Origin of the sequence: Streptomyces kronopolitis, from assembly GCF_050953795.1 — a bacterium.
Classification (GTDB): Bacteria; Actinomycetota; Actinomycetes; order Streptomycetales; family Streptomycetaceae; genus Streptomyces; species Streptomyces kronopolitis_A.
The window spans coordinates 7,473,603-7,484,745 of record NZ_CP191850.1; the positions used below are offsets into that span (position 1 = coordinate 7,473,603).

10 protein-coding genes are annotated in these 11,143 nt (G+C 77.0%); 8 read left to right on the top strand and 2 right to left on the bottom strand.

Annotation, left to right across the window (positions count from 1 at the left end; translation table 11 throughout):
- The first annotated feature begins 189 nt into the window (after window positions 1-189).
- The 5 genes from ACQP17_RS33030 (at window position 190) to ACQP17_RS33050 (ending at window position 5,305) form a co-directional block, all read left to right on the top strand.
- On the top strand, window positions 190-453 hold the full coding sequence (locus ACQP17_RS33030; protein WP_433859596.1) for an acyl carrier protein: 264 nt from the start codon (window positions 190-192) through the stop codon (window positions 451-453).
- Window positions 453-1,682, top strand: coding sequence for a beta-ketoacyl-[acyl-carrier-protein] synthase family protein (locus ACQP17_RS33035; protein WP_433859597.1), 1,230 nt, complete (start codon window positions 453-455; stop codon window positions 1,680-1,682). The genes ACQP17_RS33030 and ACQP17_RS33035 overlap by 1 nt, the downstream gene beginning before the upstream one ends.
- Window positions 1,683-1,758: 76 nt before the next feature.
- On the top strand, window positions 1,759-3,294 hold the full coding sequence (gene crtI, locus ACQP17_RS33040; protein ID WP_433859598.1) for a phytoene desaturase family protein: 1,536 nt from the start codon (window positions 1,759-1,761) through the stop codon (window positions 3,292-3,294).
- Window positions 3,291-4,304, top strand: coding sequence for a phytoene/squalene synthase family protein (locus tag ACQP17_RS33045; RefSeq protein WP_433859599.1), 1,014 nt, complete (start codon window positions 3,291-3,293; stop codon window positions 4,302-4,304). Before crtI ends, ACQP17_RS33045 begins: the two co-directional genes overlap by 4 nt.
- Window positions 4,301-5,305, top strand: a complete 1,005-nt coding sequence (locus tag ACQP17_RS33050; RefSeq protein WP_433859600.1) for a DUF5914 domain-containing protein — start codon at window positions 4,301-4,303, stop codon at window positions 5,303-5,305. The genes ACQP17_RS33045 and ACQP17_RS33050 overlap by 4 nt, the downstream gene beginning before the upstream one ends.
- Window positions 5,306-5,341: 36 nt before the next feature.
- Here ACQP17_RS33050 and ACQP17_RS33055 read toward each other — a convergent pair whose 3' ends face one another.
- A complete protein-coding gene (locus ACQP17_RS33055; RefSeq protein ID WP_433859601.1) occupies window positions 5,342-6,907 on the bottom strand; it encodes an FAD-dependent oxidoreductase in 1,566 nt (521 codons plus the stop codon).
- A 62-nt stretch (window positions 6,908-6,969) separates the two neighbouring features.
- On the bottom strand, window positions 6,970-8,157 hold the full coding sequence (locus ACQP17_RS33060) for a lycopene cyclase family protein (protein WP_433859602.1): 1,188 nt from the start codon (window positions 8,155-8,157) through the stop codon (window positions 6,970-6,972).
- A 195-nt stretch (window positions 8,158-8,352) separates the two neighbouring features.
- Here ACQP17_RS33060 and ACQP17_RS33065 point away from each other — a divergent pair, with 195 nt between their 5' ends.
- From ACQP17_RS33065 to ACQP17_RS33075, 3 genes are all read left to right on the top strand, one after another.
- On the top strand, window positions 8,353-9,603 hold the full coding sequence (locus tag ACQP17_RS33065; RefSeq protein ID WP_433859603.1) for an NAD(P)/FAD-dependent oxidoreductase: 1,251 nt from the start codon (window positions 8,353-8,355) through the stop codon (window positions 9,601-9,603).
- Between the two features lie 136 nt (window positions 9,604-9,739).
- On the top strand, window positions 9,740-10,330 hold the full coding sequence (sigK, locus tag ACQP17_RS33070; protein WP_433859604.1) for an ECF RNA polymerase sigma factor SigK: 591 nt from the start codon (window positions 9,740-9,742) through the stop codon (window positions 10,328-10,330).
- Window positions 10,327-11,073 (top strand): anti-sigma factor, encoded by a 747-nt coding sequence (locus tag ACQP17_RS33075; protein ID WP_433859605.1) that lies wholly within the window; start codon window positions 10,327-10,329, stop codon window positions 11,071-11,073. The genes sigK and ACQP17_RS33075 overlap by 4 nt, the downstream gene beginning before the upstream one ends.
- The last annotated feature ends 70 nt before the right edge of the window (window positions 11,074-11,143 follow it).

The following is an 11,143-nucleotide window of genomic DNA, read 5'->3' on the forward strand; positions in this document are numbered from 1 at the left end:
ACCCCCGCGCACCGCCCGCGGTGCCGCCCGCCCGTCCGGAGCCGTGATGCCGCACCCCGTCCGCATCCCCCCGGCCCCCCGCGCCTGCGCACGGACACCGGAGGCCGGCCCGCACCGGCGTCCCGCGCCCGGCGGCACCGCGGACGGGACCCGCGGCCGGCCCCACCCCGTCCACCGAAGGAGTCACCCGTGCCCACCAGTACCGAGCTGATCACCACCACCCTCACCGAGACCTTCGACCTCGACCCGTCCGACGTCACCCCCGAGCGCACCTTCGAGGAACTGGGCCTGGACTCCCTCGCCCTGGTCGAGATGGGGCTGATGCTCCAGGAGCGCACCGGCGTCGCGCTGGAGGACGTGCCGCTGCACACGACCATCGGCGGGCTGGCGGCCCTGCTGGACCGCGCCGGCGCCGACGGGGCTCTGACGGCCGCACCGCACCGCACCCGCTGATGTCCGGCCCCTGCCGCGAGGTCGCCGTCACCGGGCTCGGCGTCGTCAGCCCGGCCGGCATCGGCGCCCGGGCCACCTGGGACGAGCTGCTCACCGGCCGGTCCACCGCCGCCCGGGACCCGGAGCTGGCGGGGCTGCCGGTGGACCTCTCGTGCCGGGTGCCGGACTTCGACACCGCGCGGCTGGTCGGCCGGAAGTCCGGCTGGCGGCTGGACCGCTTCGTCGCCATGGCCCTCCTCGCCGCCCGGCACGCCGTCGCCGACGCCGGCCTGGTCCCCGGCGAGTGGGACGCCGCCCGCGTCGGCGTGGTCATCGGGACGGGAACGGCCAGCATGGAGCGCTACGTCGGCGAGTTCGCCAAGCTCGCGGCCGGCCGGCCGCTGGACATCTCGCCGCTCGCCGTCACCCGCAGCGTGCCCAACATGGCCGCCGCCGAGATCGCCCTCGACCTGACGGCCAGGGGCCCCAACTTCGCGGTGTCCACCGCCTGCGCCTCCGGCAGCAGCGCCCTCGGAGTGGCCCGCGATCTGCTGCGCGCCGGGAGCTGCGACCTCGTGCTGGCCGGCGGCGCGGAGTCGGCCCGTCACCCCATCCCCGCCGCCTGCTTCCACCGCATGGGCGCCCTGTCCGCACGCCTCGCCGACCCCGCGGGCGCCTGCCGCCCGTTCGACGCCGCCCGCGACGGCTTCGTGCTCTCCGAGGGCGCCGCCGTCCTGGTCCTGGAACGCCCCGAGTACGCCCGGGCCCGCGGCGCCCGCCCGCGGGCACACCTCGCCGGCTACGGGGCGACCTGCGACGCCTACCACTACGCCGCCCCCGACCCGGACGGCCGGGGCGCCGCCGCGGCCCTCACCGCCGCCCTGGCGGACGCCGGTCTGACGCCGGGGGACATCGACCACGTCAACGCGCACGGCACCGGCACCCGGCTGAACGACCTGGCCGAGGCCAGGGCGCTGCGCACGGTCTTCCCCGCGCCGCCCGCCGTCACCTCCCTCAAGGGCGCCCTGGGTCACGCCATCGGCGCGGCCGGCGCCATCGAGGCGGCCGTCACCGTCATGAGCCTGCAGGAGTCCTGCATCCCGCCCACCGCCAACCACGAGGACCGCGACCTCGACATCGATCTGGACATCGTGACCAAGGCCCCGCGCCGCACCCCGCTGTCCGCCGCGGCCAGTACGTCCTTCGGCTTCGGCGGCCAGAACGCCGCACTCGTCTTCCGGGCCGTCTGACCACCGCTCAACCCCGCCGCACTGCCCCGCTGTTCCGCCCCTCCGACCTACCCGCCGCACCCGAAGGGAGCGTCGCATGAGAGCCGTCCCGGGCCGCACCGACCACGTGGTGGTGGTCGGAGCCGGGCTCTCCGGGCTGTCCGCCGCCCTGCATCTGCTCGGCGCCGGCCGCCGGGTGACCGTCGTCGAGTGCGCGGAGCGGCCCGGGGGACGGGCCGGCCGGATCGAGCGCAACGGCTACCGCATCGACACCGGCCCCACCGTGCTGACCATGCCCGACCTCCTCGACGAGGCGTTCGCCGCGGTCGGCGAACGCCTCACCGACCGGGTCACCCTGCGGGCACTGCACCCCGCCTACCTCGCCCGCTTCGCCGACGGCAGCGAACTGGCGGTGCACACCGACCCGGAGGCCATGGAGGCCGAGGTCGAACGGTTCGCCGGCGCCCGGGCGGCCCACGGCTACCGCCGGCTGCGCCACTGGCTCCGGCAGATGTACGACGTCCAGCGGCACCGCTTCATCGACACCAACTTCGACTCGCCGCTCCAGCTGCTCCACCCCGACCTGGTGCGGCTCGCCGCCCTCGGCGGATTCGGCCGCCTCGACGCGCGGATCGGCCGCTTCCTGCCCGACCCGCGGCTGCGCCGGGTCTTCTCCTTCCAGGCGCTGTACGCCGGGGTGCCGCCCGCCCGCGCCCTCGCCGCCTACGCCGTCATCGCCTACATGGACACCGTCGCCGGGGTGTACTTCCCCCAGGGCGGCATGCACGCCGTGCCCGAGGCCATGGCCGGGGCCGCCACGGACGCCGGCGCCGCCTTCCGCTACGGGCAGCGGGTAACGCGCCTGGAGCGCGCCGGCGACCGGATCACGGCGGTGGTCACCGCGCACGAGCGGATCCCGTGCGACGCGGTGGTGCTCACCCCCGATCTGCCCGTCGTCCACCGCCTCCTCGGCCGGCGGCCGCGGCGCCCGCTGCCGCTGCGCCACGCGCCGTCCGCGGTGATCCTGCACGCCGGCACCGACCGGACCTGGCCGCAGCTGGCGCACCACACGCTCTCCTTCGGCGCGGCCTGGGAGCGCACCTTCGACGAACTCACCCGCACCGGCCGGCTGATGAGCGACCCCTCCCTACTGCTCAGCCGCCCCACCGCCACCGACCCGCAACTCGCCCCGCCCGGACGCCACTTGCACTACATCCTGGCGCCCTGCCCCAACACCGAGACCGGCCCCGGCGCCCGCACCTGGCACGACCTGGCCCCCCGCTACCGCGACAGTCTGCTCGCCGTCCTGGAGCGCCGGGGGCTCACCGGCATCGGCGCCGCCATCGAGGAGCAGCACCTGGTCACCCCGGCCGACTGGACCGCCCAGGGTCTCGCCGCCGGCACCCCGTTCTCCGTCGCCCACACCTTCGCGCAGACGGGGCCCTTCCGCCCCCGCAACCTCGTGCGCGGCACCGAGAACGCCGTGCTCGCGGGCTGCGGCACGACCCCGGGCGTCGGCATCCCCACCGTCGTGCTCTCCGGCAAGCTCGCCGCGGCCCGCATCACCGGACTCCGGCCGCCCCGCCGCGCCACCGGCCCGTTTCGCCCCGCGAAGAGAGGCATCCCGGTATGACCGACCGCGAACTGGACGCCGCAGGTATCACCGACCCCCTCCTGCGCGACGCCTACGCGCACTGCCGCCGGCTCAACGCCCGGCACGGCAAGACCTACTTCCTCGCCACCCGGCTGCTGCCCGTGGCCCGCCGCCCGGCCGTCCACGCCCTGTACGGCTTCGCCCGCTGGGCCGACGACCTCGTCGACGAGCCCGCGGCCGGCCGCACCACCGCCGGCCGCGCCGCCGCGCTCGACGCCCTGCGGCAGTGTCTTCAGGACGGCCTGCGCGGCGCGCCGACCACCGAACCCGTGGTGCGCGCGGTGGCGCACACCGCCGCCCGGTACGGCATCGACCACCGCCACTTCCTGGACTTCATGGCGTCCATGCGCAGCGATCTGACGGTGACGGACTACCCGACCTACGCCGACCTGCGCCGCTATATGCACGGCTCGGCCGCGGTGATGGGGCTGCAGATGCTGCCGGTGCTCGGCACGGTCGTCCCGCAGGAGGAAGCGGCGCCGCACGCCGCGGCCCTCGGCATCGCCTTCCAGCTCACCAACTTCCTGCGCGACGTGGGCGAGGACCTCGACCGGGGCCGGATCTATCTGCCCGCGGACCTGCTCGCGGCACACGGCGTCGACCGCCACCTGCTGCGCTGGAGCCGGGACACCGGCGCACGCGACCCGCGCATCACCGCGGCCCTGATGGCCGCCGCCGACCTCACCCACGGCGTCTACCGCGAGGCGGCGCCGGGCCTCGCCCTGCTCGAACCGTCCGCCCGCCCGTGCATCCGCACCGCGTTCGTCCTCTACCGCGCCATCCTCGACGCCGTACGCGACGACGGCTACGCCGTGCTGCACCGCCGCGCGGTCGTCCCCCGCCGGCGCCGGGTGGCCACCGCCGCGGGCGGTCTGGCCCGCCTGGCCGCGACCCGCCTCACCGCCGGGCGGCCCGCCGCGCAGCCCGGCGGAGCACCGCGGCCCGCTCCGGCGCACGCGTCGGTGCCGGTGCCCGGGGAGACCCGGTGAGCCGGGCACCCCGCCCCCGTCCACGCCTCCCGCTGCGGCTGCGACGGCCGCAGCCCTGGGCACAGCAGCGCCCCACCTGGCGGGACGCCCGGCCCGCGGTCATCGCCGACGCCGTGCAGGCCGCGCTCGCCCGCCCCTCCGGCAACTGGTTCGTCCTCGGTGCGGCCCGCGACATCACCGCCGGCCGCGCCGTCGGCCGCACCGTCGCCGGCGTCGAGGTCGTCGCCTGGCGCGACGCCGCAGGGCGCCTGCTCGCCGGCCCCGGCGCGTGCCCCCACCTGGGCGCGCCGCTCGCGCTCGGCCCGGTGCACTGCGGCATCCTGCGCTGCCGGTGGCACGGACTCGCCCTGGACGGCGCCCCGTTCGCCGGCTGGGAGCCGTTCCCCGCCCACGACGACGGACTCCTGGCCTGGGTGCGGCTGGACGAGGCGGGCGGCGAACTCCCGCTGCCGGAGCCGGTCCGCCCCGTCCGGCCGCGCCCGGCGGGAACCGTCGCCGCCGTCCACACCACCACCGGCGTCTGCGAGCCCGAGGACGTGGTGGCCAACCGCCTCGACCCGTGGCACGGCGCGTGGTTCCACCCCTACTCCTTCGCCGACCTCACCGTGGCCGGCTCCCCGGCCGGCGGTGAGCCGTCCGAAGGCTTCACCGTCGAGGTCTCGTTCCGGGTCGCCGGCCGGGCCGTCGTGCCGGTCACCGCGCGGTTCACCGCCCCCGAGCCGCGCACCGTGGTGATGCACATCGTGGCCGGTGAAGGGCGCGGCTCGGTGGTGGAGACCCATGCCACGCCGCTGGGCCCGGACGACCGGGGGCGCCCGCGCACCGCCGTCGTCGAGGCGATCGTCGCCACCTCCCGCCGCCCCGGATTCGCCCTGGCCCGCGCGGCCGCGCCCGCCCTGCGGCCGCTGATACGCGCCGCCTCGGCCCGGCTGTGGCGCGACGACCTGGCCTACGCCGAGCGCCGCTGGGAGCTGCGCAGCAGCGGACGCTTCCCGGGCTGAGGCGCCGCCCGCCCGGCGCGCGACGGCCTGCCCGGTTCACCGTCCGGACTGCCGGGCCGCCCACCGCAGCACCGCCGAACGCCCCCTGCCCGGCACGGTCCACAGCGTCTGGCCGCGCACGCCCCAGCGCGCCAGCAGGGCGTTGGCCGCGAGGAACCCGGTCGTCGCGGCGCGCTCCATCAGTGCCACCGGCAGCGTGGTGCGCACCGCGTCGCCCGCCACCACCAGCCGCGGGTCGGGGGTGTGCACGGTGGGCCGGTCGCCGTAGCCGCCCACCGGGAACAGCGGGCAGTCCGCCCGCCACTCGTGGCGACCGTCCACGATCCGGGTGTCGCGGGTCTCCGGGTAGAGGGCGTGCAACTGGCCTACCAGGAGGCGTTGTTCGCGGTCCCGGTCGGCGTCCGGGGACACCGCGTAGGCGTGCAGTTCGAGCACCGAGCCGCCGGTACGGGCGGACCAGCGGGCCGCCTCCCCCTCCCAGCGCTCCAGCACGCTGACGTTGTCCAGGGAGCCGTAGCCGCTGGTCCCCAGGAAGCCGGGCCGGTCGGCGTACACCCGCCGCTCCAGCCACAGCCGGGACACCAGGAAGGGCGGCGCGGTCCGCAGCCGCCCGATCCGCGCCCGCCAGGCGGCGTTCCCCAGCCGGGGCGAGGCGGCGACGAGCCGGCGCAGCCCACCGGGGTCCAGCGCGAGGACCACCGCCTCGAACCGGCGCTCCGCGGGCTCCCCACCGCCGGCGACGCACAGCCCGCCGTCCGCCGCCGGCTCCACGCCCGCCACTTCCGTGTCCGTGTGCAGGGCCACCCCGTGCCCGGTGAGATACCGGCCGAGGGGCTCCCACAGGGCCTGCGGGAAGGGCTCGCCCGGCACATCGAACAGCAGGCCCTCGCTGGAGCCGAGGAAGTAGATGTGGAACATCAACGCCAGCTCCGCGGCGGACAGTTCCCGCGGGTCGGCGAAGAAGCTCCGCGAGAACACCTCGAACGCGAGGTGCCGGGCGGCTTCGGGGAACCGGATGCCGTCGAGGAAGTCCCAGGCGCTGGTGCGGTCCAGCCGCTCGTAGACCTGTGGCACCCGCACATCCAGCAGCGGCAGCGCCGCCCCCGGGGACATCCGCGCCAGATCCCGCCAGCCGAAGCTGGGGCTGAGCGCGGCGAAGCCCAGCGCGCTCCAGGGCGGCGTGCGCGGCACCCGCGCGAAGCTGTCCCGCAGGCCCGAACGGTGGTGCAGCGGATAGTCCGGCAGCCGCCGGAGCGTCTCCAGTCCCGGGTCGGCCCGCCGCAACAGCCCCCGCAGGTTGTAGTACTGGGGGAAGAAGGCGTGGAACCCGCGGCTCATGGTCGCCCGCGAGCCGTCGGCCAGCCGCACCGGCCAGCCCGCCAGCCGGCCGCCCAGGCTCCGCTCCCGCTCGTACAGGGTCACCCGCACACCCCGTTCGGCCAGCGCCGTCGCGGCGGCGAGGCCCGCGATGCCACCGCCGATCACCGCGACGCGCGGCCCCGCGGGCGCGGCCCGGTCCCGTCCCGGCGGCCCCGGCAGCCGGTGCGCCCGCCGGTCACGTCCGCGCCGCGCGGCCCCGTCGTGCCGCTGTCGAGGTGTCACGGGTCCTCCTCAAGGGTCGGTACGAGGGGCGGCCGGCGCCCGGTGCGGGGGGAAGGCACCGGTCACCAGGGCGCGGCGCGGCGGGGCAGCAGCGGCAGTTCGGCGACGGTGCGGAGCATCGGCAGCACGGGGGTGCGCAGGCCGATGGTGAGGTCCTCCCACAGCCGCGAGCGGCCGTCGAGGAACCGCAGCAGCCGCGCCGTCGGCACCGTGCGGAACAGCCCGTCGAAGAACTCGGCACCGTCCACCCGCCCGCTGTCCAGCGCCCGCAGCAGCACCGCGTCCAGCGCCCGGTGCCACGAGGTGTGCGCGGGCGGCGGCAGCGGTGTCCGGCCCGCCCGCAGGGCCGCCGCGATCAGCGCGCTCTGCCGCTGCACGGCGGCGAAGGTGTACCCGGTCGAGGGGCGGGTGGCGCCGCCCGCGGTCCCGATGCGGAACACCGCGCGTCCGCCCCGCCGCGGAAAGCGCCCGTCGGTCATCGGGATCACGCCCTGTTCGGTCCCGGTGATCCGGAACGCGCCCAGGCGCAGCACCTGTCCGGTGTAGTGGCGCAGGGCCCGCTCGTAGGCGGCGGTGTCCAGGGCGCGGCGGGAGAACTCCGTGTACTCCACCAGCGCGGCACACTCGTCCAGCGGCAGCACGTAGCCGAACGACAGGCCGTGGGCGGGCTGCGGGGTACGGAAGTCCATCAGGTCCGCCGTCGTGGGGTCGAACGCGGGGTGCCGGGTCCGCACGAACCACCCGCGGAAGTGCTGCCGGAGCGTGGTGCGGGCCGACGGCAGGCTCCCGGCCGGCCGGGAGTCGAAGGCCCAGCGCGCCCGCAGCAGTACCGGCCGCCCCGCCGCGTCCCGCCCCCGTACCTCGGCCCCGCCGGGCGCGTCCCGCACGCGGTCCACCGTCGCCTCGACCCGTTCGACGCCGTCCGCACCGGCGAGCCGGCCGCCGACCAGGGCCTCGAAGTCACGCGAGCGCAGCATCTTGTACCGGAAGGGCGCGGGGCTGCCCACGGTCGCCGCCCCGCCGGGCCCGTGGACCCGCAGCCGTTCCCACGAGGCGGTCAGCGCGCCGTCGAAGGCGCCGCCGGGTGCCTCCCAGTAGCACCAGGTGCGCTCCGGCGGGGTGCGGGGGCCGGGCGGTGCGTCGACCAGCAGCACCCGCGGCCCGCGGCCCGCCGCCGGGGCGCACAGCCGGTGGGCGAGCGAGAGTCCGGCCGCTCCCGCGCCGACGATGACGGCATCCGCGTCCCGCACACCCGGTCCTCTCCTCGGTGCCCCGACGGCGATCCTTGCGCAGTTCCCGGGCGCCCGGCCGGGTGCGACGCGCGGGAATTCCGGCGGATCCGGGCGGGCGCCCCGGCGGGACGGTACGAAGAGCCCACAGCGGCGCACCGGCCCCGCCGGCCCGAGGCGTGCGGACACGGTGCCCGAGGCGAAAGGCGGTGCCCCATGACGGCAGCCGGCAGTGCGGTCGATGTCCTGGTCGTCGGCGCGGGAGCGGCCGGGCTCGCCTGCGCCGGTGATCTGCGGTCGGCCGGACTGGCCGTCCAGGTCCTCGAAGGCTCCGACGGGGTCGGCGGGCGGATGCGGTCGGACCGGGTGGACGGGTTCGTCATCGACCGCGGATTCCAGGTGTTCAACACCGCCTACCCCCAGGTCAAGAGGCGCATCCAGCGGCGGGCGCTCCGGCTCCACCCCTTCTCGCCGGCCGTGCTCGTGCACACCGGGAGCGGGCGGCTGCGCTTCGCCGACCCCAGCCGCGAGCCGCGCCGGGCGGCCGATCTGCTGCCGGGCCGGCTGGCCGGGACCCGGGATCTGCTGGCTCTCGGCGCGCTGTCGGCCCGCGACGCGCTGGCGCCGGCCGTCCTCCTCAAATGCGGCACGGAGCGCACCACCCGCACCGCGCTCGCCGCGGCGGGCGTCTCCGAGGAGTTCGTCGCCCGGTTCTTCCGGCCGTTCCTGTCGGGGATCTTCCTGGAGGACGAACTGGAGACCTCCAGCCGCTTCTTCCACCTGGTGTGGCGCAGCATGCTGCGCGGCACCCTGTGCCTGCCCGGCGACGGCATCGGCGCGGTGCCCCGGCAGCTCGCCGGCGCCCTGCCGCCGGACGCGGTGCGGCTGGACTGCCCGGTCGCCCGGCTCACCGACGACGGGGTGATGACCGCCGGCGGTGAGCACCTTGCGGCCCGCACCGTCGTGGTCGCCACCGGAGCGGCCGCGGCCGCCTCCCTGCTGCCCGGGCTGTACATCCCGCCGCACCGCGAGGTCACGACCTACTACCACGTGGCGACGGCGACACCCCTGGCCGAGCCGACCCTGCTCGTCGACGTCCGCCGGCGGTTCCTGAACACCTGCGTCCTGAGCGAGGTGGTCCCCGGCTACGCGCCGGACGGCTACAGCCTGGTGGCCACCTCGGTGCTCGGCGCGGACACCCCCGGCCGGGAGGACAGCGTGCGTACGGCGCTCGCCGAGGCCTACGACGCCGACGCCGCCGCGTGGGAGCTGCTCACCGTCCGCACGGTCCATGACGCGCTGCCCGCGATGCTGCCGCCGCAGCCGCTGAGCCGGCCCTCGCGCATCGGCCCCGGCCGCTACGCGTGCGGGGATCACCGGGCGACCGGCTCCGTCCAGGGGGCGCTGGCCTCCGGCACCCGCGCGGCCCGCGAGGTCCTGCGCGATCTGGGCCGGCGGCCGTCGTAGGGCGTCCCGGGGCGGCGCCCCGGCGGGGGGCGCGTGCGGCGCGCGCCGGGCCATCGGCAAGAATCCCCCCGTCCACCAATCCAGGTGTCGCCCGGCGCCGAATCAGCTGTGACCACGTCACAGTCCGGAGGTGTCCATGCCCGTCGCAGCCCGCCGCGGCGACCGCTCCTCAGCACCGCACAGCGGTGCCCTGGAGTCCCTGCTCGACCGCGTCTCGCGGGGCGATCAGCAGGCGTTCGAGAGTCTCTACACGGCGGTGGCCGGGACCGTGCTGGGTCTGGTGCGCCGGGTCGTGCGGGACCCGGCGCAGTCCGAGGAGGTCGCGCAGGAGGTGCTCATCGAGGTGTGGCGGACCGCGGCCCGCTTCGACCCGCGGCAGGGGAGCGCGATGGCCTGGATCATGACGCTGACGCACCGCCGCGCGGTGGACCGGGTGCGCTCGGCCCAGGCCGCGGCCGACCGGGACCACAGGGCCGCGGTGCACGACTACACCGCGGCGTTCGACGAGGTCAGCGAGCAGGTGGAACGACGGCTGGAGCGTGAACAGGTCCGTCGCTGCCTGGGACAGCTGACCGAGCTCCAGCGGGAGTCGGTGACGCTCGCCTACTACCGCGGGTACACCTACCGCGAGACCGCCGACCTGCTCGGCACGGCACTGGGAACGGTCAAGACACGGCTGCGGGACGGGCTGATCCGGCTCCGCGACTGCCTGGGGGTATCGGCATGAGCACCGTCGAACTGCACACCCTGACCGGCGCCTACGCCCTGGGCGCGCTGACCGGCCGGGAGGCCGCGGAGTTCGCCCGCCATCTCGACCGGTGCGAGGCCTGCACCCAGGAGGTGCGCGAGCTCCAGGAGACCGCCGCCCGGCTGGCCCTGGCGGTGGCCGAGGTCCCCCCGGCCGCCCTGCGCACCCGGGTGATGGCCGCCCTGCCCGAGGTCAGACAGCTGCCGCCGGCCGAGCACGCGGCGAGCGTGGTCCCGATGCGCCGCCGGATGCGGCACCGGCTGCCCTATCTGGCGGCCGCGGCCTGTCTGGTGGCCGCCGCCGTCGCCGGCGGGTACGCCGTCCAGGCCCGGCACGACGCCGACGCGCAGCGGGACCGCGGCGTGCGCGCCGAGCAACAGGCGGCCGCGGTCAGCGCGTTGCTGGCCGCCCCGGACGCCACCTTCCACACCACGGCGCTCAAGGGCGGCGGCAGCGGCACGGTCGTGGCCTCCGAACAGCAGGGACGCACCGCGTTCCTCTACCACGGCCTGCCGGCGCTGCCCGGCCACCGGGTCTACGAACTCTGGTACAGCCGCAACGGCTCGATGGTCCCCGCCGGACTCGTCGAGACCGGCCGCTCCAGCGGCGCGATGCTGCTGACCGGCGGACCGCGGGGCGCCGACGGCGTCGGCATCACCGCGGAACCGCCGGGCGGCTCCAGCCGGCCCACCAGCCCGCCCCTGGGCCTGCTCGGCGTGTGACCGCCGCGCACCACCGGCCCCCCCGCGCACGGCTGACGGCCCCGCCGCCGGTCCGTCGCGGCGGGGCCGG